Source organism: Pseudoalteromonas sp. SM9913, assembly GCF_000184065.1.
Lineage (GTDB): Bacteria > Pseudomonadota > Gammaproteobacteria > Enterobacterales > Alteromonadaceae > Pseudoalteromonas > Pseudoalteromonas tetraodonis.
In genome coordinates, this window is the sequence record NC_014803.1 from 1,641,676 (window position 1) to 1,665,004 (window position 23,329).

25 protein-coding genes are annotated in these 23,329 nt (G+C 37.9%); 7 read left to right on the plus strand and 18 right to left on the minus strand.

Annotated features, from left to right (window positions below; translation table 11 throughout):
* Positions 1 to 22 precede the first annotated feature (22 nt).
* A complete protein-coding gene (locus PSM_RS07455; RefSeq protein ID WP_013464918.1) occupies positions 23 to 454 on the plus strand; it encodes a DUF3859 domain-containing protein in 432 nt (143 codons plus the stop codon).
* Between the two features lie 63 nt (positions 455 to 517).
* Here the strand turns inward: PSM_RS07455 and PSM_RS07460 are convergent, their stop codons facing one another.
* From PSM_RS07460 to acuR, 3 genes are all read right to left on the minus strand, one after another.
* Positions 518 to 934 (minus strand): VF530 family DNA-binding protein, encoded by a 417-nt coding sequence (locus PSM_RS07460; RefSeq protein ID WP_008114664.1) that lies wholly within the window; start codon positions 932 to 934, stop codon positions 518 to 520.
* 72 nt (positions 935 to 1,006) lie between these two features.
* Positions 1,007 to 1,999: an acrylyl-CoA reductase (NADPH) gene (gene acuI, locus PSM_RS07465; RefSeq protein WP_013464919.1), complete on the minus strand. Its 993-nt coding sequence runs from the start codon at positions 1,997 to 1,999 to the stop codon at positions 1,007 to 1,009.
* Positions 2,000 to 2,048: 49 nt separating this feature from the next.
* Positions 2,049 to 2,684, minus strand: a complete 636-nt coding sequence (gene acuR / locus PSM_RS07470) for an acrylate utilization transcriptional regulator AcuR (protein ID WP_013464920.1) — start codon at positions 2,682 to 2,684, stop codon at positions 2,049 to 2,051.
* Between the two features lie 363 nt (positions 2,685 to 3,047).
* Between acuR and rmf the strand changes: the two genes are divergently transcribed.
* Positions 3,048 to 3,218, plus strand: a complete 171-nt coding sequence (gene rmf, locus PSM_RS07475; protein ID WP_008114656.1) for a ribosome modulation factor — start codon at positions 3,048 to 3,050, stop codon at positions 3,216 to 3,218.
* Positions 3,219 to 3,282: 64 nt separating this feature from the next.
* Here rmf and fabA read toward each other — a convergent pair whose 3' ends face one another.
* Positions 3,283 to 3,798, minus strand: a complete 516-nt coding sequence (gene fabA, locus PSM_RS07480; RefSeq protein WP_008114654.1) for a bifunctional 3-hydroxydecanoyl-ACP dehydratase/trans-2-decenoyl-ACP isomerase — start codon at positions 3,796 to 3,798, stop codon at positions 3,283 to 3,285.
* Between the two features lie 195 nt (positions 3,799 to 3,993).
* On the opposite strand from fabA, the gene PSM_RS07485 reads away from it, so the two are divergent.
* Genes PSM_RS07485 through PSM_RS07495 form a run of 3 tightly spaced genes read left to right on the plus strand, consistent with a single transcriptional unit; the run spans position 3,994 to position 6,102 of the window.
* Entirely contained in the window at positions 3,994 to 4,851 is an 858-nt protein-coding gene (locus PSM_RS07485; RefSeq protein WP_013464921.1) for a 6-carboxytetrahydropterin synthase, read from the plus strand.
* Positions 4,844 to 5,662, plus strand: a complete 819-nt coding sequence (locus PSM_RS07490) for a M23 family metallopeptidase (RefSeq protein ID WP_013464922.1) — start codon at positions 4,844 to 4,846, stop codon at positions 5,660 to 5,662. The genes PSM_RS07485 and PSM_RS07490 overlap by 8 nt, the downstream gene beginning before the upstream one ends.
* Positions 5,663 to 5,667: 5 nt before the next feature.
* The gene (locus tag PSM_RS07495; RefSeq protein WP_013464923.1) at positions 5,668 to 6,102 is read left to right on the plus strand and encodes an acyl-CoA thioesterase; all 435 of its coding nucleotides are present in this window, start codon (positions 5,668 to 5,670) and stop codon (positions 6,100 to 6,102) included.
* A gap of 198 nt (positions 6,103 to 6,300) precedes the next feature.
* Here PSM_RS07495 and PSM_RS07500 read toward each other — a convergent pair whose 3' ends face one another.
* The 11 genes from PSM_RS07500 to PSM_RS07550 all read right to left on the minus strand — a co-directional run bounded on the left by PSM_RS07500 (position 6,301) and on the right by PSM_RS07550 (position 16,408).
* Positions 6,301 to 7,623 carry a Na+/H+ antiporter family protein gene (locus PSM_RS07500; protein ID WP_041695709.1) on the minus strand — a complete coding sequence of 441 codons (1,323 nt, stop codon included), beginning with the start codon at positions 7,621 to 7,623 and terminating at the stop codon, positions 6,301 to 6,303.
* Positions 7,620 to 9,593, minus strand: a complete 1,974-nt coding sequence (locus PSM_RS07505) for a transglutaminase TgpA family protein (protein WP_013464926.1) — start codon at positions 9,591 to 9,593, stop codon at positions 7,620 to 7,622. Before PSM_RS07505 ends, PSM_RS07500 begins: the two co-directional genes overlap by 4 nt.
* Complete coding sequence (locus PSM_RS07510) at positions 9,586 to 10,575, minus strand: DUF58 domain-containing protein (protein ID WP_029610002.1); 990 nt, start codon at positions 10,573 to 10,575, stop codon at positions 9,586 to 9,588. Before PSM_RS07510 ends, PSM_RS07505 begins: the two co-directional genes overlap by 8 nt.
* Positions 10,576 to 10,579: 4 nt before the next feature.
* Entirely contained in the window at positions 10,580 to 11,485 is a 906-nt protein-coding gene (locus PSM_RS07515; RefSeq protein WP_013464928.1) for an AAA family ATPase, read from the minus strand.
* Between the two features lie 8 nt (positions 11,486 to 11,493).
* Entirely contained in the window at positions 11,494 to 11,877 is a 384-nt protein-coding gene (locus PSM_RS07520; protein WP_013464929.1) for a response regulator, read from the minus strand.
* Between the two features lie 379 nt (positions 11,878 to 12,256).
* On the minus strand, positions 12,257 to 12,661 hold the full coding sequence (locus PSM_RS07525; protein ID WP_013464930.1) for a DUF1090 domain-containing protein: 405 nt from the start codon (positions 12,659 to 12,661) through the stop codon (positions 12,257 to 12,259).
* Between the two features lie 27 nt (positions 12,662 to 12,688).
* Positions 12,689 to 13,657, minus strand: a complete 969-nt coding sequence (locus PSM_RS07530; RefSeq protein ID WP_013464931.1) for an ATP-dependent 6-phosphofructokinase — start codon at positions 13,655 to 13,657, stop codon at positions 12,689 to 12,691.
* Positions 13,658 to 13,848: 191 nt separating this feature from the next.
* Positions 13,849 to 14,421, minus strand: a complete 573-nt coding sequence (locus PSM_RS07535) for a tRNA-(ms[2]io[6]A)-hydroxylase (protein WP_013464932.1) — start codon at positions 14,419 to 14,421, stop codon at positions 13,849 to 13,851.
* Positions 14,422 to 14,495: 74 nt separating this feature from the next.
* The gene (locus PSM_RS07540) at positions 14,496 to 15,128 is read right to left on the minus strand and encodes a sulfotransferase (protein WP_013464933.1); all 633 of its coding nucleotides are present in this window, start codon (positions 15,126 to 15,128) and stop codon (positions 14,496 to 14,498) included.
* Positions 15,129 to 15,181: 53 nt separating this feature from the next.
* Entirely contained in the window at positions 15,182 to 16,033 is an 852-nt protein-coding gene (locus PSM_RS07545) for a transporter substrate-binding domain-containing protein (RefSeq protein ID WP_013464934.1), read from the minus strand.
* A 6-nt stretch (positions 16,034 to 16,039) separates the two neighbouring features.
* Positions 16,040 to 16,408 carry an MAPEG family protein gene (locus tag PSM_RS07550; protein ID WP_020476989.1) on the minus strand — a complete coding sequence of 123 codons (369 nt, stop codon included), beginning with the start codon at positions 16,406 to 16,408 and terminating at the stop codon, positions 16,040 to 16,042.
* Positions 16,409 to 16,528: 120 nt separating this feature from the next.
* Here PSM_RS07550 and PSM_RS07555 point away from each other — a divergent pair, with 120 nt between their 5' ends.
* Positions 16,529 to 17,890 (plus strand): DUF2254 domain-containing protein, encoded by a 1,362-nt coding sequence (locus tag PSM_RS07555; protein ID WP_013464936.1) that lies wholly within the window; start codon positions 16,529 to 16,531, stop codon positions 17,888 to 17,890.
* Between the two features lie 85 nt (positions 17,891 to 17,975).
* Here the strand turns inward: PSM_RS07555 and PSM_RS07560 are convergent, their stop codons facing one another.
* The 3 genes from PSM_RS07560 to ggt form a co-directional block, all read right to left on the minus strand.
* A complete protein-coding gene (locus PSM_RS07560; RefSeq protein WP_013464937.1) occupies positions 17,976 to 18,686 on the minus strand; it encodes an SIMPL domain-containing protein in 711 nt (236 codons plus the stop codon).
* A gap of 111 nt (positions 18,687 to 18,797) precedes the next feature.
* Positions 18,798 to 20,492, minus strand: coding sequence for an NAD-dependent malic enzyme (locus tag PSM_RS07565; RefSeq protein WP_013464938.1), 1,695 nt, complete (start codon positions 20,490 to 20,492; stop codon positions 18,798 to 18,800).
* Between the two features lie 368 nt (positions 20,493 to 20,860).
* Entirely contained in the window at positions 20,861 to 22,639 is a 1,779-nt protein-coding gene (gene ggt, locus PSM_RS07575; RefSeq protein WP_013464939.1) for a gamma-glutamyltransferase, read from the minus strand.
* Between the two features lie 96 nt (positions 22,640 to 22,735).
* On the opposite strand from ggt, the gene rrtA reads away from it, so the two are divergent.
* Positions 22,736 to 23,329: a rhombosortase gene (rrtA, locus tag PSM_RS07580; RefSeq protein ID WP_013464940.1), complete on the plus strand. Its 594-nt coding sequence runs from the start codon at positions 22,736 to 22,738 to the stop codon at positions 23,327 to 23,329.

Here is a 23,329-nt window from a genome sequence, read left to right on the forward strand (position 1 = left end):
AAGTACAAAAATAGAAAGTTCAATGGCAAAATCTAAACCACAAATTACATTACAAAGTTTCGGCATATATAGTCACTGGGACAAAGACAGTAAATCGCTACCGCAAATTACTCAATTCACTACGCAAGTCAAAGCAGAACTTGATGTAGAATTTGGTCTGATAGTTAATATTAAAAAAGCTAAAGGCGAAAAACTACATTTTTGTATTTACCACCCAGGTATTATAGATACCAATGGCGAAGTGATGCTGCCTTTTGAGGGGACTGTATATGTTAAAGACAACGACTGGTCGTTTTATTTAGGCGATACGGTATGGGAGCCTATTGAGGATAAAATAGGTGACTGGCGTATGACCTTATCTTTAGCGGGGAAAGTGATTGCGGATAAAACATTTAATCTTATTAATGAAAAAACTAAAACTGAAGACGACTTTTGGAAATACCGCGGTTATTAATTACTTCAGTTTGCAGTAACGCAAGAGCTAACGTTTATTGTTAACTCTTGCCTAAAATACGTATTAGTTACCCCACGGGTTACTTGAATTTGAACGTTGCTTACGGGTACGCGCACGTTGTTTTGCTGCTTTTTTTTCTTGAATACGTTTTGCATCAGAAAAGCTTAACTCGCAAGGCTCCCCTGGTTTATCGCCTTCAGGAATAATGCGGTCGCGTGGAGGCAGTTCGTATTGTACGTCATCTGGGCGAGGTAAGTTTTTAAGGCGGTACAAATAGAAATTATCTACTTTTTGTTGTGCCCACTCGGTTTTACGCAAAAATTTAACTGCAGATTTAATGTCAGGGTTATTTTTAAAGCAGTTAAGTTGTAAGTAGGCATGCAGGAGTTCCCACCCATATTGCTCAACCAGTTCTTCAACCACTTGCTCTAATTTAACGCCTTGCAGTGGGTTATTACTGAAAAGTTCTTGGTTGCTCATAGGTGTTCTCTCGTTATTAAAAAATCAGCGAACATTATAAATTTAATAACGAGAGTTTAGTAGCAAAAATGCTTAACTTTGACAATTAACCACTACACGTCCACGAATTTGGCCCTGCATTAGTTGCTCGGCGCTTTCAATGACTTGATCAAGATTTATTTCAGTTGAAATTTTATCCAAGTAATCGGCATTAACTAATGAAGCTAAACGTTCCCAAGCTTCAACACGATCCGCTTTAGGGCGCATAACGCTATCAATACCCATTAATGAAACCCCACGTAAAATAAATGGTGCAACCGAGGCCGGTAAGTCCATACCTTGAGCAAGCCCGCAAGCAGTAACAACCCCCCCATATTTAAGTGATGCACAAATATTTGCAAGTGTATGGCTACCCACAGAATCAATAGCTGCAGCAAAGCGTTCTTTTTGCAGAGGTTTACCAGGGTTAGAAAACTCATTTCTATCAATTACATTAGTTGCTCCTAATGATTTTAAATAGTCTGCTTGCTCCATACGACCTGTTGCAGCGGTGACTTGATATCCTAGCTGGCTTAGTAAATAAATAGCAAAACTGCCTACGCCACCATTAGCACCGGTCACTAAAATTTCACCTGACTCGGGAGTAACGCCTTGCTTTTCTAGTGCAATAACACTGAGCATTGCCGTATAACCGGCAGTACCAATTTGCATAGCTTGTTTAGGTGATAAGTTAGCGGGTAGGGGAATTAACCAATCACTGCTCAGTGCCGCTTTTTGAGATAAGCCACCCCAGTGCTTTTCGCCAACACCAAAACCATTTAAAATAACGTGGTCGCCACTTTTAAATTCAGCACTGTCGCTGCTAGTCACTGTACCCACTAAATCAATCCCCGGCACCATAGGAAAGCTACGTACAACAGGCCCTTTACCCGTGATGGCTAAGCCATCTTTATAATTTAAGGTACTGTAAAGCACATCAATTAATACATTTTCGTTTGGTAGATCGTCACTGTTTATGGTGCTTAGGACTGCAGTGTAGTTGTCGTCTTGCTTATCTATAACAATAGCTTTGATAGAATTGCTCATTAGATTTCCTTTTAGACCGATCGTCTTTAAATTAGTAATAAAAAATGCATTAACTGAGTAATGCGCGTAAAAACATTTCTGTGTATAAAGTAAGTGGCTTACTTGATTGGGTTAGTTTAGCTCGCATTACTGCGCCTTCCCAACCCACCCAAAAATATTCACTCATTTGTTCGGTATTAATGTGTGGATTAATAGTTTGTTGCTGCTGGGCTAAATCTAAACATCGTTTTAATTGTTGTTGCCAAGCGATGTAGCTTTGCATTAAACGAGTTTTAAAGTCGTCACTTAAATGATTAAGCTCTTGATTTAAGTTACCCACCAAGCACCCGCGTTTGTAATCATACTTTTGCATTCCAGCAATTGCGCTTTGTGTGAAATTAACAATGCGCTCAAGTGCGGGGACTTCAGATTGCTCTAGGTAAAATTTAAGTTTATTTATAAAAAAAACGTCGTAGGCATCAACAAGAGCCAAACCATAGGCTTCTTTACTTTTAAAGTAATGATAAAAAGAGCCTTTTGGTACTTTTGCTTTTTTTAATATGGTGTCGAGCCCGGTGGCACTAAAGCCAAACTCAGTTAAGGTTTCTAAGCCCACACGAATGAGCAGCGCTTTTGTATCTGCGCTGTCTCTGGCTATTTTGGGTGGGCGGCCACGCCTAGTTGCAACTGCTGGTGTTTTGTTCATGTTTTATATTAGACCGATCGGTTTTAATTAATCAAGCTTTTATTTGGGATGTTTTTAAAACAGCTCTGACGTTCATTTTTTGATTACAAATTAATTGGGAACTTAAGGGTATATTGTTAGTCACAAATATGACACTTATGTGTTTTGAACCGATGTATCGGAACATTTTAATAAAGTTAAATTGGTTAATGTTGAGCAATAAAATTATTTTTAAATTAATTTATCATTGCATCAGCAGCTTAGTTAAAGTCAAACAAATTAATTGTATTTTGTGTTTGAATTAAACATTTTTGTTGGCTATTTATTAAATGTAGATGAACTTAATGCTACAAAAATATAAATATAAAGGTGAGGATTTTACCGATGAAGAGACAGAAAAGAGATCGTTTAGAAAGAGCTCATTCTCAAGGTTTTAAAGCTGGTTTAGCTGGTCGCTCAAAAGAGCACTGCCCTTATCAACAAGTTGATCCTAAGTCTGAGTGGCTTGGTGGTTGGCGCGAGGCAATAGAAAATCGCAATATGTATAAAACATAAACTCACAACGAATTTAAGCAAAAAAAGCCTCTAGTTAGAGGCTTTTTTGTTGCGTGCGTTAAAATTAAAACGCGCTAGTGTCTTGGAATAAGCCCACTTTTAAATCTTTTGCTTCGTATATAACGCGGCCGTCTACTTCAACAGTGCCATCAGCCATACCCATAAACAACTTACGTTTAATAACGCGTTTCATATCGAGACGGTAAGTTACTTTTTTTGCCGTTGGTAGAATTTGGCCAGTAAATTTCACTTCGCCTACACCTAATGCGCGGCCAAGACCAGGGCCACCAGACCAGCCTAAGAAAAACCCAACCAGTTGCCACATTGCATCTAAGCCTAAACAACCCGGCATTACAGGGTCGCCTTTAAAGTGGCAGTCAAAAAACCAAAGGCTAGGGTCAATATCTAGCTCAGCAATAATTTGGCCTTTACCGTGCTCACCACCATCATCGGTGATAGAGATGATACGATCCATCATTAACATATTGTCACTTGGTAAACGACAATTTCCTTCACCAAACATTTCACCTTGACCACAAAGGATCAAATCTTCTTTTGTATAGCTATTTTTAGGTTCCATAACACTTAATCTTTGCTTAGAAATTGCCCCGTACTTTAGCGTACACTTGTACGCTAAACAACTCGGAGCAGTTAAAAAATGGTTTAAATATAGCCAATCAGTCAATGCAACTGATTTTAGTATGATTAAACCGCGCAATTACTAACAGAAATCATTATAATTAGGGCTGACTTTTAATCAGTTTAAAGGAAATTTATGACCCTTTTTGTTAACTCACTCACTGTGATTGATTTTTCTTACTTATGCAATAAACGCGGTGCAGTTGGCGAAAGTTGGATTGTTGATTTGACTTTACATGGCAAACTAAATGAAGAGTCTATGGTTTTAGACTTTGGCTTAGTTAAAAAGCAAATAAAAGGCATTATTGATGAGTGTATTGATCACCGTTTAGCTGTTCCAAATAACATAAACGGTAGCATTAATGAATTTGCTGATCATAAAACATTAGATTGTACATTTGGTGAGAATAAGCACCTTGCAATGAGTGCGCCTCATCAAGCTTTTTGCCTAATAGATACCGACGAAATAACCATTGAGTCGGTTACAGAGTATTTAGTTGCCACAATACTGCCACAGCTTCCTGATAATATTGAAAAAATTGAACTGGTATTAAAGCCTGAGCACAACCAAAGTTTTTACTACCACTACAGCCATGGCCTTAAAAAGCATGATGGTAATTGCCAGCGCATTATTCATGGCCATCGTTCACAAATAGGGATCAGCTTAGGTGGTATCTCTATGCCTCGTTTACAAAAACAGTGGGCTGATAAATGGCAAGATATTTACTTAGCTACCAGCGAAGATCAAATCAGCGCCTCTGAATTAAAACACATTATCGCCAAAGAAGATGACGTGTGTTTTGCATACACAGCCGCGCAAGGTTATTTTGAAATGGCTATTAGCGAATCGCGTTGCGACATTTTACCAATAGATACCACAGTAGAATGTATTGCTGAGTATATTGCCGGCCAAGTAAAACTGCAGCATCCAGAAAAAGACGTAAAAATTACCGCTTATGAAGGCGTCGGCAAGGGGTCAATTAGTTATGCTTAAATCCTTATTAGTGTCAGCGTTAATTGCATCATTTAGTTTTAGTGCTTTGGCAGTTGAACTAAAAGGACATTTAACTCAAGGCGGCTTGGTTACAGGGCAATTGAATAACGCAAAATCGGTTAGCTTAAATGGTAAGCCATTAAAGCTATCTGATACTGGCTTATTTGTATTTGGTTTTGGTCGTGATGCAAAACCAAACCACACTTTATCATGGGTTGATAAAAGTGGAAAAAACCACAGCCAAGATTTAGTTATAACCCTTCGTGACTACAACATCGATAAAATAACCGGTGTTGCAAAAAAATATGTATCGCCACCAAAAGCGGTCAGTGAACGTATTAGCCGTGAAGCGGTCGCGGTAAGAAAAGCGCGCGCTGTTAACTCTGACCTAGAGTACTTTTTACAGCCTGTGCTTAGGCCTGCCGAGGGCCGTATTTCAGGTGTTTATGGAAGCCAGCGTTACTTTAATGGTGAACCACGCAGACCACACTTTGGTTTAGACATAGCAAATAAAACAGGTTCTCCTGTGTATGCGCCGATCAGCGGTACCGTGGTATTTGCTGAACCAGATTTATATTACTCAGGTGGCACATTAATTTTAGATCATGGCCACGGTGTTACCTCGACTTATATTCATTTAAGCAAGCTAGATGTAAAAGTGGGGGATAAAATTACACAAGGTATGAAAGTGGCTGAAATAGGGGCGACAGGGCGAGTAACTGGCCCACATTTAGATTGGCGATTTAATTGGCAAGGTGAACGCCTTGACCCTGCATTATTGATGCAAGACACATTAGCAAACAAAAAGTAGAGATTATGACTCAAGTAGAGCGCGAAGCAATTATTGCGCAGCGTATAAAAGATTCGACCACATCGGTTACAAAAGCGGTATTTCCTGGGCGTACTAATCACCACAATACGCTATTTGGTGGTGATGCATTAGCGTGGATGGATGAGGTTGCTTTTATAGCAGCTACCCGTTTTTGCCGTAAGCCATTAGTGACTATTTCATCTGATAGGGTAGATTTTAAAGAGGCTATTCCGGCAGGTTCATTTGCCGAATTAATCTCAAAAGTGTCGCATGTAGGGAATACCAGCCTAAAGGTAGATGTTGAAATATTCCTAGAAACTATGCAGAAAGATAACAAGCACTCTGCTATAACCGGCAGCTTTACCTTTGTTGCTGTTGATGATAACCACAGGCCAACACCTGTCGTGTGTGACAAAATGCTGCATGGTTTTGAGTTATAACACCTAACAGTAAAAATAATATAAGCACCAATTATGGTGCTTATATTATTAACCATAAAGAACACATCATACTTTATTTATCTAATGGCCAACTTAGCAATTAAACAAGATAAAAAGTATTGGTTTTTCAATGAGCAGGGCGTATTAAAGTAATAAATGAGACTAATAAAAAGGCGTGCAATGCACGCCTTTAAATAACTATAAAACCATAGCGGCTATCCAGCCAAACACCAATAACGGAATATTAAAGTGAATAAAGGTTGGCACAACCGAATCCCAAATGTGGTCGTGTTGTCCGTCAGCATTAAGTCCTGATGTCGGCCCTAGAGTAGAGTCAGAGGCAGGGGAGCCGGCATCACCTAATGCGCCAGCCGTACCAACAAGTGCAGCGGTTGCCATTACAGAAAAGTTTAGCTCTAAACATAAAGGCACAAATAAGGTTGCAATTATAGGCACAGTCGAAAATGAACTACCAATGCCCATGGTTATAAATAAGCCGACTAATAAAATTACTGCAGCTGCTATGGGTTTATTACCGTCAAAAATGGCGGCGCTGCTATGGACTAGGCTAGCAACGTGTCCGGTTTCTTTCATTACAGCAGCAAAACCTTGCGCAGAAATCATAATAAAACCAATCATTGCCATCATGGCAACACCCTTACTAAATACGTCGCCGTTTTCTTCCCACTTAACCACACCAAATACACTAAATATAACCACCCCGACTAGGCCACCTAATATCATTGAGCCACTGGCATTTTGAGCGATCAGAGAAGCAAGCACGGCAAATAAACCAACCAGCATTACCTTTTTTGGGTTTTCAACATCAGCTTGTTGGCTTTGAACTGTTAATGCTGTGCTTGTGTATTCGCGGCGTTTTCGATAACTAATAAATAGGGCAATCAACAAGCCGACAAACATACCAATAGCTGGAATTATCATTGCTAAAGGGACACTGGTATTAACAATCTCAAGGCCATTATCAACTAGATTTTTATGTAATATTGAGTATAAATAAATACCCCCAAAACCATACGGGAGCACCATATACGAGGTGGCTAAACCAAAGGTTAAAATACAAGCAATGGCACGTCTATCTAATCGCAGTTTATTAAACACAACAAGCAGCGGCGGGATCAAAATGGGAATAAAAGCGATATGCACCGGCACCAAGTTTTGAGAAGAGATAGCACAAATCAAAATAATAAACAGGATAAAATAGCTGAGCAGGGTTTCGCTTGAGCCAGTTTGTGCGTTAACTTTTGCCAATAACTTCGCGGCCAAAATACGCGTTAAGCCTGACTTAGAGATAGCGACGGCAAATGCACCTAGCATCGCATAGCTTAAAGCAATTTCGGCGCCTGATGATAAGCCAGAATTAAAAGCATCAATACTTTCTTTTAAGCCCATGCCTGCGGTTAATCCGGCAACAAGCGCACTTATTGTCATTGCAACAATCACATTTACGCGGACCAAAGTGAGTCCCAGCATTAAAATAACGCCTATAATAACTGCGTTCATAGATTTCTCTGTTTTATAGATTTAATTAATTTTATCAGATCTTTAGCCTGATTTTTACGTTCTTTGGTAAATGGTTGTCTCGCATAGCGCACTTGCTCAAATAAGTGACAAAAGGCGGTTATTTGTTGCTCTGCATAGGGGGCTTGTTGACTAATGTGTTGTAATGTTTGAATAGGCGTAGCATTTTCAGGGTAGTTTATAGTGTGCTTATTAGCCCAACTGAGTATTTGATAATACTCTTTTACCAGCGGAGGTTGTTTTGTTGAGGCTTTAGGTCTGTTTAAATAAATAAAGTAAGCCGTAAAACTCAAAATTAAAATAATAATAACCCCAAGTGGCACCAGCCAAATAAACTTATTACCAAATAAGGTAGCAAACAAATATTGTTGTTTGTCTTTATCAAACCCAAGTACCCAACTAGACCATTGATAATCTAAGTTTTCTAATTCAAGTCTAAGCCAGTTTATGGCAGCATAATTACTTAAGCTAACTAAACCAAAATTAATATTATTTTTAAATTCATCATTTAATGCAGCACTCTGTGATAAAGAACCATTTAATCGTTCGGGCGCAACAACCGCTGTTGCATCAAATATTCTCCAGCCTGCATTAGTATATACCTCAACCCAAGCATGCGCATCGTATTGACGAACGGTAATATAGTCATTGTTTTGATTATGCTCTCCGCCTAAATATCCGCTTACTACCCGCGCTGGAACGCCAGCACTTCTAAAAATAAAGGCAGCTGCACTGGCATAATGACCACAAAAGCCACGTTTATTATTAAACATAAATTGATCAAGCGTATCATCATCGCGCATAGGTGTTGGCGTAAGAGTGTAACTGAAACTATTTTGCGAAAAATAATCTAGCAGTTTATTAAAAAGCTCATCAGCGTTAGCACTTCTGTTTTTTAACTGTTGCGCCAGTTGATAACTTTTTTGGTTATTACTCACAGTAAGCGTTTTATAAAAACGCTGCTCTACGCTATTAAGCTTCTTAGTCGATAATGGTTTAGTACTAACAGAATATTTTAACACTTTGGATTTATATTGTTTTTTACGCAGCAAGCCGAATGAGTTGGAAACTACATTTTCATTGTTACTACTGGCATAGCCAAGCCCATATAACCAATCAGCCATTGCTGGCTCAGCAATTATTGAGTATTGAGTGGTGTTTCCATTGCTGTTATTTTGGCTTGGTAACATCATTGCTTGCTTTAAAAATGAAGATGTTTTCCAAGCTTTACCGTCAAATTCATCATGTACAATAGCGCGCCAGTAATAAGGAGGCGTGGTTGAATTATTATCAAACTTCGCTCTAAAAACCAATTCATCGGAGTTTGATAATTTAGCTATATCAAATGGGTCTACTTGCTCAGATAGGCCTGTTTGCGCCATTTTTGGCCCAGGTAATTGCCAAAATGCAGGGAGTTTTGGTAAAAATATTAAGAGTACAACTGCCAAAGGAAAAGCCAGAAATATTATTTTAGCACTTTGTTTTGATGACAGTTTTAAACTATGACTAGATTCAAGTAACCCAAGTACAGCAAAATTTAAAATATACAGTGTACTAATAATTAAAGTGGTAAAAATAGTTTGGCTAAACAAATACACTGCTGAAAGTGAGAAGAATGTGAGGGTGATGATCAATTGATAATGCTGCTTTGTTTTTGCCTGTAGTAATTTAAAAACGCATGACAGCAAAAGCATGGCAACAAACAGCACCACGGTATCTTTAAAGCCAATACTGCTTAGCATAATAATTAATGCTACTACAGCGAGTCCGTTTGCTAACCACGCATTGGGCTTTTGTTTGTGTTTAAGAGTTAAATAAATATTCCAACCACATAACACGCTAAGCATAATAATAAAGGGTAGGGGCAAGTGTTCTATAAAAAAGCTCACTAAACCTAAGTAAATAAATGACAGAGAAAAATTTATAACGCGTTGATTTTTTATCTCATTCATAATCAGTGCCTACATTACTTAAGGCTTGTAAGCAGCGTTGCAGATGAAGCTTACCTGATCCATTTTCTATGGATTTATTGGGCAATTTCATCGAGTAATTAATGTCGCTTTCAAACGCTTGGCATACTAGGTAACACAATTGCCCTAAGCGTTGCTCGGTATCGCCTGTCATTAAATTAAAGTCAAATTGTGTATCGGCTGATTTAAAATCACTAAATTGTTTTACTAATAATTGCTGAGTTTTTGCGTAGTGTTTCCACGAAACTCGCTGCAACCCCATTTCTGGCAAATGGGTAATTAAACTTTCAAATTCGTCATCGCCTAGATGTTTTTCAGTTCCTTCATCATCATTGGCAGTCATTTGGCTTAAATGTTTTTGATTTGGTGTTTTAATAATTGAAGGGTAAACATAAACGGTATGATCTGGTTGAATATAGCTCCATACACTCACCAAACCAAATGGATAATTACTGGCAATTTTTATTGGCTTTAGTAAATAGCGACCGCGCTTTAAATAAGGCAATGGTAACTGGCATTGTATGGTATCGGCTTTTACACTCTCTATATAGCAGTCTTGTTCAAAATTATTGGGATAACTTAAGGTGATTGACTGACATGTGTCGTTTGATTTTATTTGCCACACTAATAGAGGTGGCTGTGGCGCATAACTCTCAATAGTATTCTTAAAGCTGACAGTTAAGCCTTTAGCGTTGCTATAACCTAACAACAAGGCAAAAATAATAATCACAAACATTAAATAAGCCATAAACAGAATTAAATTATTTTGATAATTAATCCCCATTACAAAATTTAATGATGCAACAACGCTAAAGTAAACGCCAAGCGTGGATGGTAAAACATAAATAGTATTATGTTTTAAGGTGATGCTATTTTTTTTGTGCTTATTTTTTAATAAGGCAGTTAAAATCGCGCTTTTTATATCGAGAATAAAAGTAGGGCGCTTAAATTTATAAATACGAATTTACCTAAACGGGCACTAAAACATGTTTTAAAATGGCAACTATTTGTGTATCGCCCGCATCACTATGTAAGCCTAATCGATGCTGACACACACTTGAAAAAACAGCCTGTACATCTTCGGGTAATACGTAGTCACGGCCTTCAATATAGGCCCACGCTTTGGCCGATTTAGCCAGTGCCATACTGGCTCTTGGGGAAAGCGAAGTCGTTAATGTTTGAGATTCACGAGTATAAGTCACTAACTCAATTATATAATCAACCACCGGCGAACTTAGCGTGATATTTGATATTGCATCTTGAATTTGCTTAAGTTGATGTTGTTCAATTCGCTGCGGTAACTGCGAATAATCACGTTTTAGATTATTTAACAGTAACCGTTTTTCTGCATCTTTAGGTGGAAACCCTAAACTTATTCGCATTAAAAAACGATCTAGTTGTGATTCTGGTAACGGGTATGTACCTGCCTGATATAATGGATTTTGAGTCGCAATTACAAAAAATGGAGTAGGGAGCGGGTACTTGTCTCCATCTACTGTTACTTGGTGTTCTTCCATCGCCTCCAATAAAGCACTTTGTGTTTTAGGACCCGCGCGATTTATTTCATCAGCGAGCACCACTTGGCTGAAAATTGGGCCTTTATGAAATGAAAAACTATGTTCATTATTATTAAATATATTGGTGCCAATAATATCAGCGGGCAATAAATCGCTGGTAAATTGTATACGCTGATACGATAACCCCAGTACTGCAGCTAATGCATGCGACAAAGTGGTTTTTCCCATGCCGGGTAAGTCTTCAATTAGTAAATGGCCTTCACTAAATAAACAGGCTAACGCTAATTTTATTTGTTGTTGTTTACCAAATATAACGGTAGATAGGTCATCAATTATTGTCGTAACAATGTGCTGCATAATTTCCTTTAATCTATGAGTTCTAAACGTTTCATTACCGCATCAACTTTTTGCGCGTTAAAGGGCTTAGCTATAAATTCTTTTGCGCCTAGCTCCCAGGTATTTTGCACTGTTTCAAAGCTATTGTGGCCTGAACACATAACAACATGTGCATGAGGGTGTTCGTTGTTAATCGACTCTAAAATTTCAATGCTTTCAGAATCAGGTAAATCAACATCTAAGAATATAACGTTGGGTGATTTTTCAATAAGCAGAGGTTTAGCACAATTAAAATTATCGCACTCAATAATGTCATCAAAACCTAAACCGGCTAATACTTGGCTTAAATCAGCGCGGATCTGTTTAACATCATCAATAATTAAAATTGGTTCGAGTGGGCGTACAAATTCCATATGAATACTTCAATGTTTTTTACGGCTTGTGCTTTAATATTAAGCTAAGCATTAAGGAACCTCAAGGTGATAACTATGAATAACCATAATAGTTGTTTAAATACATTTAATGTCCGATACCGTCTAGTATTGGACTTAGTGAGCTTGAAGCTATTTAAAATAGACCGCTACTTATATATAGATATATAATTACCTATAATTTATATTATGTTAAATAGCATAAGTATCTACTTAAGCAATCTAACTGTCGGCAATTACGTCACTTATAAACATGATATTTTAGCCCTTTTATTCGCACATTATTTATTTATAGTAATATGCTCTACTTTATTAAATATAAAAACGTTGTAATGACATTTTAATCAACCAAACTATTTAGCTAATCAATTAATTGCTTAAGCTGTTTAGTTTCGTCGTTTAGCTTTTGCTGATACTTTTTAACTTTGTCATGCTTACCTTGGCGCTTAGCTTTTTTAAGACCGGTTTTATATTCTTCAATTTCGCTATTGGTATCATCTATTTTTTGTTGTAACTCTACTTTTAATCCATCCTGGGTGAAGTATTCGTTTGTATTATTGAGTGCTTTATTAAGACCTGTAACTTGGTGTGAATTACCTTGGCGTTTTGCAGTTAATAACTGGTGGTTAACTTCACAGGCTTTTTTCGCACACCCCGTTAAATTTGCACAATCATCTTTGGCCAATACGACTGTTGAACCGGCAAATAAAAAACTTATTGTAATACCTTTAATAATCGTCATTTTAGAGTTTTTATTATCTCGCATTGGTCATTATTCCTCTTTAATTAGTCGTTAGCGGCAAAATACAGATAACAGCCCTTGTAGCTCTTCATTTATAACATGTTGTTTTGCAACATCTTGCATAGGAGTATTTGATACTTTGTTATTTAAAATACCCACCATTTTAGCGCTTTCTCCAGCACATAAAGCCTTAACACTGTGTACGCCTAATCTTATTGCTAACATACGATCCGCTGCAGATGGATTACCGCCGCGTTGTAAGTGCCCTAGCTTAGTTACGCGCAAATCTATACTGGGATTAACGGTACTTATTTTCTCACATATATGCTCAACGCCAATTTCATCACCTTCAGATACCACCACAATAAAAGCATGCTCACTGTGATAATCACTAATTTTATTCACTAAATAAGTTATGTCTTCATCACTTTCAGGTATTAATATCGAATCGGCGCCAGAGGTTAAACCGGCATAAGTGCCAATATAACCAGAATCACGTCCCATTACTTCAATAACAAACACCCTATTATGTGATTCTGCAGTATCTCTAATATTATCAATACATTGCATTGATGTGTTTACTGCTGTATCAAACCCTAAGGTGTAATCTGTACCCGCAATATCATTATCAATAGTGCCTGGAATGCCTATATACGGTATGTTAGTAATTTGTGATAACCATAAACACCCTCTAAATGAGCCATCTCCACCTATCACAATTAAAGCGTCAATATTATTATGTTCAATTGTAGCTAGTGCTAGATTTCTACCGGCGTCACCTCTAAATCTTTCACTACGCGCTGTTTTTAACACAGTACCACCTAAGTGCATGGTTTGTTGTAGGCTTTTGCAATCAAGTGTCACTAAATCATTATCAATTAAACCCTCAAACCCTTTTCGAACGCCCGACACTTTTATTCCATGTTGTTGAGCGGTTTTTACTATGGAAAATAATGCGGTGTTCATCCCAGGCGCATCGCCCCCTGAGGTTAATACGGCAATGTGTTTAATTGGTTGCATCGGTTCACATCCTTCGACAAGCTAAACTTTAATAATTCATAATAGCTGTTTATGAGTAGGCTGTGTAAAGTAAGCGCAGTAAAGTTGATCTACTTAGGGTTTATTTGATTGTTTAATTAGTATGAAGGGAGCAGTTATAAATTGAAAAGTTGGTATGTTACTTTTGCTTTTAAAACAACATACCGTAATTTTTAATGTAGAGCCGCTGTAAAAGGAATGTTTTTACAAATTTCGGCTTCTATTGTTAGTAGCTCGTCTAAGCGTTCGTCAACTTCTTGCTTATCAAAGTATTCGTAGGCGAGTTCCACAAATAAATTTTTATGTTTTTCTTCTGATTTAGCAATTGCGACATAAAAATCTTTTTCTTTTCCTTCAGGTAGTGCCTCGGCAACTAAAGAAAAACGTTCATGTCCCCTCGCCTCAATTACCCCACCAACTAATAGTCTGTCCATTAAAAAACCGTCACGACCATGCCTAAAGTGTGCACGAATTTGTTTAATGTATGGATCTTTTTTATCATCACCCAAATTAGTATCGCGTTCAATTAATAGTTTAAGCACTTGTTTAAAATGAATTAACTCTTCAAGAGCTAAGTCAGTCATGGCTTTAACTAATTTACGCTTATCCGGATAATGTGAAAGCATTGACATAGCCATGCCAGATGCTTTTTTCTCAGCAGCAGCGTGGTCTTGTAAAAAGGTTTCGAAGTCAGCTAAAACAACTTCGGTCCATTCAAATGGCGTGTGGTATTTTAATTCAAACATAGGGATACAACTTATAAAATAATGCGTGGATTTTAGCGTATTTAAAAATAAAAATCTTTGATCGCGATTTAAATTTAACTTTCATAAGGCAAAAACTTATCAATCCGCCCTTTCGACGTTGACTCAATTTTTAATGGGTGCTTTATATCATTCCATGCAGTGACTTTACCGCCCATGTTCATTTTTTCAAAGCCAGCTAAGCTGCTGGTAATATTTAAAAACTCACATAGCTTATTAAAACTCTCGGGATTTGCTATGTCAATGGCTAAAAAATCATTAGGCCGGTCAGCAAAATAAGCATTAGCACTATTAAAATGAGTGTTATAACAATTAGTTAAATATTCATCCTGATTAATGTTTTCGAGTGAAAAATCACTAAACGTATTTAAGTAACAGCGCTTTAAATGAATATTAAAGCCCCCATCAGCACGCGTTAAATTAGTATGCATACGCACTAAAAGCTGTTTGATTGAAGGCAGCCACGCGCTAAGTTCTCGCTTTAAATATACAAATTTAGAACCTGGGTAATATTTATCTAATGTTTGATAATCGTTAAATACAGGTGTGTCTGCGATAGCCACCGCATTTTCAAAACAAGCGTTAGTGTAAGCAGTATGGGCAGTACGTATACCAAAATCTAAAAATGCATTACATACGCTAGTCGTCCCAGTGCGTGGTAAACCAATAATAAATATTTTTTGTGTCATGGCGTTTTAAATGTCTTTTTCTGAAAACCAAAGTGATGCATCATTAAGGGGTGTTAATGCGGGTAACTGATTGTTTTTAATTTAATGATAATTTTATTTTTTATATCTGCATGCTCAATCGCACTGCTATGATAAGCCTTAAACAAACGATCAAACTCACCGTTTTTACGCATAATAGCTAAGCCTTTCTCAACCGCTTGCGCTATTTCGGGCTTTTCTTTACTAAAAAAGAAGTAGATTGCACTTGGGTATTGCAACAATAAGTGCGGCACTATCGTGAGGTTAGCAACGGCTTCATCTTTAAAGGTATTGAGCTCAGTTTCAACCTCTAACACAGAACGAGGAAATACATCACCTCGGCCTTTTATCAACATATTAAATAACGAACTATATTCGATTGATGTCGATACAGTTAAACCGTTATCCTGCAGTATTTGTGTGTCAGGCCAATCATGCCCTTGAATAAAGTGTATGCTTTTAAAGTCGCTAAGGGTATTGATGTTTAATAAGGTATTCACTTTATCCTGTGTAGTTACCAAAACACGCCACCCATATAACCCCTTAAATATAGGCACTCTAACGGGTAGTAATTGTTGCTCACGCTGTTTAGAGGTCATGGTCCAAGCTACGTTTATTTCATCATTATGAAGAATTTGCTTTAACGCGCGGCTCTGTGGCATCGAAATACTTGAGGGTTGTAATGTAAAATTTTCTCCGCTGAATTGCAGAGCTGTTCTTAATAGTACTAACGGATATAATATTTCATCTTCACCACTGCGCATTGTTTTGGGGTATACAACATGCAAACTAGAAACGGTGTTTTTGCTATTATTTTCTATTGCCCATGCAAATGATGTCAGCGAACTGAAAAAATAAACACATGTAAAAACAATAACTAACCGCATAATCGTTTATCTACTTAAAAGTAATAACACCGCGCTTATTATCACAATAGCAAAGGTGCTCATCATGCTCAATCCACGTGCCTTTAAATTATTGTTAATAATGGCAGAACCATGAACAACACGGCTGATAAATAATAAACCGCCTAGTGCATGCACATAATGACTAGCTAACCCTTGATACTCCAATAAAAAAACTAAAATTAAGCTAATGGGCACGTACTCAATAAAATTACCATGCGCTCGGGTTGCACGTTCAAGCGCGGTATTACTGCCATTACCTAACGAAATCCCATCGGCTTTACGTATTTTTATAACATTAACACTCAAATAAATATAATAAAGGGCCAATAAGGCCGCATAGCTAGATATGATCACAGTATAGTCCATTTAATTTTTCAGCAATAATAACACATAAGTTAAGCGGTAAATCAGAAGCTTTATCATGAACTATGCTAGAGTAATTTATACATTGGAATAGTAACAAGTAAGGATAATATGTATTTAAGAACAAAAATCACCAATCACTATCGTGAAATAATAAACAGTATTGGCTTTTATCCCTCACTCCTGTCTGTTGCGTTTTTAATTTTTGCTGTACTCACTATGTCTGTTGAGTATTTAGCCCCTATTGAGCAATTTAAATCATTAATCTCATTTGTATTAGTAGACAGTGCAGAAAACGCACGAACCATATTAAGCACCTTAGCTGGCAGTATTATTTCGTTAACCGTATTTAGTTTTTCTATGGTGATGGTGGTTTTAAATTCAGCCAGCGCTAGCTTGTCACCCAGAGTCGTTCCTGGGCTTATTACCCGTAAATCGCATCAAATGGTATTAGGGTTTTATTTAGGCAGTATTATTTATTCTATTATAATGCTCATTAATATTAATAAGTTAGATAACGGAAATACGGCAATACCCTCATTAGGGGTACTCTTTGCGTTAATTTTTGGTTTGATTTCTTTGGGCTTGTTCGTTTTTTTTATTCACTCTATTTCAAAAGCAATTCAGGTTGATAACGTATTAAATGGTTTATTTAGACAAACCAAACAAGAGCTCCAAGACATCATCAACAAACAAGGCGATAACCCCGTTGATAACTTTCCTGAATTTTCAAATTGGCATTCAATAAAAAGTACTACTGAGGGTTACTACAAAGGGGTTCACACAAATAAGCTGTGTGCTATTTTGGCTGAAGAAAAAATAGAACTTTTTATTACCGTTAAGCAAGGTTACTTTACCGTTAAAGGCTACCCGTTCTTAAAGTGTAATAAAGACATTTGTGAAAACGAAGAGTTAATAGAGAAAATTTTAGACTGCTTTATTTTTTATATAGAAGAATACATTAGCGATCATTACCGTTATGGATTAACCCAAATTTCTGAAATTGCTGTAAAAGCAATGAGCCCAGGGATTAACGATCCGGGGACAGCGGTTAAAGCTATTGATATGCTGAGTATTTTATTGATTGCTCGCCTAAAGATTAATGCGATTAACTACGCGTGTTATCAACCAGAAGAAGCCCCTTTACTCTATTTTCATGAAACCAGTTTTGATGAATTACTGCACGATAACTTCACTCCTTTGCGCAATTATGCCAAAGCAGATGCCTATGTAATGACCAATGTTATTGAAGCATTTAAAAATATTTTGTTTATTGCCAACGAGGATGTTGAAGCTCGAAACAGTGTGTTTAATTATTTAGGTGCCATTGTTGATGATATTAATCAGCACATTTGTAATGAGTATGACCGACGAGAAATTAGAAATATGCTACAAGCAATAGTGCGAATTAGTGAGTTACAAGGTAAGCAGTTGGTGGCACGTTTTGAGCAGCACCGACCTATTAGCGAGTAAGCTCTGTAGAGCTATTTATTCTGCCGAGGGACTAAGAGTTATCGCCCTCGGCAGCGCCTATTTGGCATTGAAAGATCATCAAACCCTAATCTATATAATAAATTGCATAGCTTGACGCGCTAATTGTAATTTCACCCGCATGATAGGCATCAGGGACATAATTACCAGGTGCACTGTCTGCCATCATTACTTTTTCACTGCGCATGTACGGTGTAGATGGCATATCAAGCGGGGTTAACGACGCGCTATATAAGCCTTTTAACTCTACATCAAAGTCGTCACTTAGCTCTTTTGCCGCGACTTTGGCTTGTTTAATTGCCATTTTTTGTGCTTTTTTATGCAGCTCATCGTAGTTGCTAGCTAAAAATTGCGTTTGTCTAATTTCATTAATGCCATTATTAACTAAGCTCTGTAATAATTCAGGGTATTTATTAATTGCAGAAAGTTTAATGGTGAGCGTTCTTGATACCTTAAAGCCAGTAAACTCTTGTTTACCTGTTTCACGATTATATTGGTTATCACGGTATATAGAAATTTGACCGGCATTAATATCCGCATCATCTACCCCTAGTTTTTTTACTAAACTTATTGCACTGGCCATAGTGGTATCGGTTTGTTTTTTTGCTGCAATTAAGTCTTTATCTATTTCAGTAATGCCCACCGTTAATAAAACATGATCCGGCATCGTCGTTAGTGAAGCTTCACCTTTAACATAAATATGCGGCTCTTCTGGGGCGTTGCTCGCATAAGCTGATGTACTGAGTAATGCGGCGGTTAAAATCGAAAGCGTTTTCATAAGTCTATCCTTTTAAATTTGATTGCCTCAGTTAACACCTTATGCGGTTAATTAAAGATGAACAAGCATAAAAAAACAGGCAAAAGCCTGTTTTTTTAATCTCTACTGTAATTAAATGCTGCAACGTTTGTAGTTACGGTATTTTGGTAACCAGTAGTTTTTGTCGATGGCTGCCCACAGCGCATCGTCTGAAATTTCAAGGGCAACGCCCTCTTCAATTGCCTTTTTAGCCACTGCAAACGCAATACGTTTACTAAGCGTTTCAATTTCAGTCAGTGCCGGTAGTAAGCTGCCTTTACCTGTATTAGCTAAAGGTGACGACTCAGCCAACATTTCGCTCGACATAATTAGCATCGCATCGGTAATACTCGTTGCTTTAGCGGCAATTACACCTAAACCAATACCTGGGAAAATATAGCTGTTGTTACATTGAGGAATTGGGTAAGTCACGCCGTTATAAACAACTGGGTCGAATGGGCTGCCAGTTGCAACAATTGCTTTGCCATCGGTCCATTTAATTACATCTTCTGGGTAGGCTTCTACTTGTTTAGATGGGTTACTTAACGGGAAAATAATTGGCGATTCACATTTAGCATGCATAGCGCGAATGACTTGTTCGGTAAATAAACCAGGTTGGCCAGATACACCAATTAAAATATCTGGTTCAGCACAGTGCATTACATCTAATAATGACGCGTATTCGCCGCTGTAGGTCCAATCTGCTAGGCAGCTCGTTGGTTGCGCTAACATTTGTTGGAAGTCGCGTAAGCCTTGCATACCATCTGTTAATAAGCCAAAACGGTCAACCATAAATACTTGGCTGCGTGCCTGTGCTTCACTGATGCCCTCAGCAACCATAGTGCTAACAATTTGTTCAGCAATACCACAGCCTGCAGAGCCTGCGCCTACAAAAACAACTTTTTGAGTTGATAATTTAGCACCTTTAACACGACATGCTGCTAATAAAGACCCCACAGTAACCGACGCAGTACCTTGAATGTCATCATTAAAGCTACAAATTTCATTACGGTAACGCTTTAATAATGGCATTGCATTAGGCTGAGCAAAATCTTCAAACTGCAGTAACACATTTGGCCAGCGACGTTTAACTGCTTTAATGAATAAGTCTAAAAACTCATCGTATTCGTCTTGTGCAATACGTTTATGGCGAGCACCCATGTACATTGGGTCGTTTAATAATTTTTCGTTATTGGTTCCCACATCGAGCATAACCGGTAACGTATAAGCTGGGCTAATACCGCCACACGCGGTATACAAAGAAAGTTTACCAATTGGAATCCCCATGCCACCAATACCTTGGTCGCCAAGGCCTAAAATACGCTCACCGTCGGTAACAACAATCACTTTTACTTTGCCTTTTGTGGCATTACGTAAAATATCGTCAATGTGAAAGCGATCTTCATAGGAAATAAATAAACCACGGGCACTGCGATAAATATCAGAAAACTTTTCACAGGCATCACCCACTGTTGGGGTGTAGATAATAGGCATCATTTCTTCGATATGATCGCGCACTAAACGGTAATAAAGCGTTTCGTTATTATCTTGAATGGCGCGTAAATAAATGTGCTTATTTAAGTTGTCGTTAAAACTTGAGTATTGTTGGTAACAACGCTCAACTTGCTCTTCTATTGTTTCGTAACGAGGAGGAAGTAAACCAGCAAGATTAAAGTGTTCACGTTCTTTTTGGCTAAAAGCACTTCCTTTATTCAATAGTGGGGTTTCAATTAGGCCTGGGCCAGAATAAGGAATATAAAGATAATTTGGATCGGTATTTGTAGTCATATTTCCAAGCTTTACTGAATCTTAAGTAATGATCTGCCATTATCATTGTTAAAGGCTAAATTGCAATGACATTTAAGCTTGTCAGACCATTGAAAATTTACAAATACAAGCGCTACTTTAGTATAAAGCCACTCATATTTGGTGAATATGTTAGCTGGCTGTTGTGAGTTTATAAAAATTAAAACGGGCATTAGACCAGCGTTTGCTGTGTGCAATGATTACAACAGTGTCAGTTATTTTTAGATTTGCTAATTTTTTACGTTAGTTAACATACTATTTTCAATCAAATAATCATTAACTATTAAGCTGTTACATAAATAACAGCAGGTAATACATTACCTGCAAACCTGCTATTGATTATACATGTTTTAGAATTTAAATGAGGCTTTATTATTACTTAAATCCGATAATGCCATCCCTTCCCTGCGAGGATCGGCGGCGCCATACAAACGGTTGTTTTTAACTTCTACCGCATGCAGCCCAGAGTTTAAGTCAATCACGCGCACATCATGGCCGCGCTTTTTAAGCTTTGGTACCACCGCTTCAAGTGCAGTGCCTTTTTCTACGCTGGTGTAGTCGTTGCGATTAGTGGTACGCGGTAAATTAATGGCTTGTTGCGCGTTCAAATCCCAATCTAAAACGCCAATAACAACTTGTGCAACATAATCAATAATACGACTGCCACCAGGAGAGCCGACCACTAAACGTAAGCTCCCATCTTGATTAAATACCATCACGGGTGACATTGAGCTGCGCGGACGTTTATGGGCTTCTACTCTGTTAGCCACTAACTTGCCATTTTTACGCGGCGAGAGTGAAAAATCAGTCAGCTGATTATTTAAAATATAACCATTAACCATCACTGTTGATCCAAACGCCATTTCAATAGAGCTGGTCATTGAAACAGCATTGCCTTTGCTATCCACAATTGATACATGCGAGGTAGAGGGCAATTCAAAAGAGTCATCATTTGCGTAGCTTAAGTAATCAACTGGATCACCAGGAAATGCTTTTTGATCTTTTTCAGTAATTAATTTTGCGCGGGTGGCAATATAGTCTTTATTTAATAACTCTTGAGTAGGTACTTGGGTAAAGTCAGGATCACCTATGTATTTATTACGATCGGCAAACGCAATACGTGACGCTTGGCTAAAGTAATGAATTGCCTCGGCACTATTGGCTTTAATGTTTGCCATGTCTTTGTGTTCAAGCAAGCCTAAAATTTGTAGCACCGCTACACCGCCACTACTTGGCGGCGCCATCGAGCAGACATTATAAACTCGGTATTTTATACAAACGGGTGCACGCTCTTTACTGCTGTAATTAGCAAGATCTTGCTCAGATAATTTACCAGGCGCAATTTTTGACTGTTGTACTGCTTTTACCATGGCTTTTGCATTATCACCTTTATAAAAAGCATCAATCCCTTGTGAGGCAATGTCTTTGTATAAATTAGCAAGCGGCTGATTTTTTTTAATACTGCCTACTTTGATCACTTCACCATTGGGAAAAAAATACTCATTTATGACCGGCATACTCATAACACCAGGGTTTAACTGCCTAACGAGTAAGCCATGTAATCGTGGAGATACTTCAAACCCTTGTTCAGCAAGCGCAATAGCTGGCTTAAATAACGTTGCCCATGGCAAATTACCATATTGTTTATGGGCACTGGCAAACGCATGTAAAATACCTGGTACACCTACAGAGCGACCACCTACAACTGCTTCAATCCATTTAACAGCTTTGCCATGTTCATTTAAAAACAGGTTTTCATCGGCATTACTTGGGGCTGTTTCGCGACCATCAAAACTGGTGAGTTTATTGTTAGCTTTGTTGTAATACATCATAAACGTACCACCACCAATGCCTGATGATTGCGGCTCAACTAATGTAAGCACTAATTGAGTGGCAATTGCGGCATCAACGGCGCTTCCGCCTTGGGCTAAAATGGCCTTTCCCGCTTGTGAGGCATAAGGATTTGCAGCCGCAACCATGTATTTATCGCCTGGTACTAATTGCTTTTGTACTACCCCTGTGGCGGCTTCTGGTTCACGGGTTTCAATTTGGCTTGCTTGCTGTGCAAATAAAGGTAAAGACAGTGCACTTAAAGAGAGAGCAAATAAAGAGTTGAGCTTAAAATTCATAATTACTGATTAAACTTAAATTGCATGGAAGATAATTGGCATCTTAAAGTTAAACAGGCACAATATGCAAAAATAAATATAAAAAATGATCATTAAATGCTTAATTTACCTCTTCAGGCGCGTTATGTTTTACCCCCCTTGTGTTTAATTGTATTAAGTACGCTCTTAGCATGGCTTGGTATGAACAATGAGCTTGAGTTTAATCGCCCATTAATTGAACAAGGCCAACTATGGCGTTTATTTACGAGTCAATTTGTACATGCTAACTGGGTACACCTAGGTTTAAATTGTGCTGGTATCGCGCTTATTTGGTTATTGCACGGTGAATACACTACACCTAAGCAATACAGCTTTAATATCGCACTCCTTGCGCTTTGGTGTGGCTTGGGGGTTTATTGGTTTTGTCCAACAATCATTATTTATACAGGGCTGAGTGCGCTATTGCATGGCGTGATCGTGTGGGGGGCGATAAAAGATGTCACTGTTGGGCTAAAATCAGGTTATATCTTGTTTATTGGCGTATGGATAAAACTTATTCTTGAGCAAGTTAATGGTCCAAGCGCAGAAATTGGTCAACTTATTCAATCAACGGTGGCCGTTGATGCGCATTTAATTGGCGCAATTGGTGGGGTTTTATTAGCTGTGCCGTTGGTTGTAAAACACATCAAAAACGATAATAAACACAGTTAA

Coding starts and splice junctions, on each gene's coding strand:
- PSM_RS07455 (WP_013464918.1), top strand. CDS start 23: ATGGCAAAATCTAAACCACAAATTACATTACAAAGTTTCGGCATATAT.
- PSM_RS07460 (WP_008114664.1), bottom strand. CDS start 934: ATGAGCAACCAAGAACTTTTCAGTAATAACCCACTGCAAGGCGTTAAA.
- acuI (WP_013464919.1), bottom strand. CDS start 1,999: ATGAGCAATTCTATCAAAGCTATTGTTATAGATAAGCAAGACGACAAC.
- acuR (WP_013464920.1), bottom strand. CDS start 2,684: ATGAACAAAACACCAGCAGTTGCAACTAGGCGTGGCCGCCCACCCAAA.
- rmf (WP_008114656.1), top strand. CDS start 3,048: ATGAAGAGACAGAAAAGAGATCGTTTAGAAAGAGCTCATTCTCAAGGT.
- fabA (WP_008114654.1), bottom strand. CDS start 3,798: ATGGAACCTAAAAATAGCTATACAAAAGAAGATTTGATCCTTTGTGGT.
- PSM_RS07485 (WP_013464921.1), top strand. CDS start 3,994: ATGACCCTTTTTGTTAACTCACTCACTGTGATTGATTTTTCTTACTTA.
- PSM_RS07490 (WP_013464922.1), top strand. CDS start 4,844: ATGCTTAAATCCTTATTAGTGTCAGCGTTAATTGCATCATTTAGTTTT.
- PSM_RS07495 (WP_013464923.1), top strand. CDS start 5,668: ATGACTCAAGTAGAGCGCGAAGCAATTATTGCGCAGCGTATAAAAGAT.
- PSM_RS07500 (WP_041695709.1), bottom strand. CDS start 7,623: ATGAACGCAGTTATTATAGGCGTTATTTTAATGCTGGGACTCACTTTG.
- PSM_RS07505 (WP_013464926.1), bottom strand. CDS start 9,593: ATGAATGAGATAAAAAATCAACGCGTTATAAATTTTTCTCTGTCATTT.
- PSM_RS07515 (WP_013464928.1), bottom strand. CDS start 11,485: ATGCAGCACATTGTTACGACAATAATTGATGACCTATCTACCGTTATA.
- PSM_RS07520 (WP_013464929.1), bottom strand. CDS start 11,877: ATGGAATTTGTACGCCCACTCGAACCAATTTTAATTATTGATGATGTT.
- PSM_RS07525 (WP_013464930.1), bottom strand. CDS start 12,661: ATGCGAGATAATAAAAACTCTAAAATGACGATTATTAAAGGTATTACA.
- PSM_RS07530 (WP_013464931.1), bottom strand. CDS start 13,657: ATGCAACCAATTAAACACATTGCCGTATTAACCTCAGGGGGCGATGCG.
- PSM_RS07535 (WP_013464932.1), bottom strand. CDS start 14,421: ATGTTTGAATTAAAATACCACACGCCATTTGAATGGACCGAAGTTGTT.
- PSM_RS07540 (WP_013464933.1), bottom strand. CDS start 15,128: ATGACACAAAAAATATTTATTATTGGTTTACCACGCACTGGGACGACT.
- PSM_RS07545 (WP_013464934.1), bottom strand. CDS start 16,033: ATGCGGTTAGTTATTGTTTTTACATGTGTTTATTTTTTCAGTTCGCTG.
- PSM_RS07555 (WP_013464936.1), top strand. CDS start 16,529: ATGTATTTAAGAACAAAAATCACCAATCACTATCGTGAAATAATAAAC.
- PSM_RS07560 (WP_013464937.1), bottom strand. CDS start 18,686: ATGAAAACGCTTTCGATTTTAACCGCCGCATTACTCAGTACATCAGCT.
- PSM_RS07565 (WP_013464938.1), bottom strand. CDS start 20,492: ATGACTACAAATACCGATCCAAATTATCTTTATATTCCTTATTCTGGC.
- ggt (WP_013464939.1), bottom strand. CDS start 22,639: ATGAATTTTAAGCTCAACTCTTTATTTGCTCTCTCTTTAAGTGCACTG.
- rrtA (WP_013464940.1), top strand. CDS start 22,736: ATGCTTAATTTACCTCTTCAGGCGCGTTATGTTTTACCCCCCTTGTGT.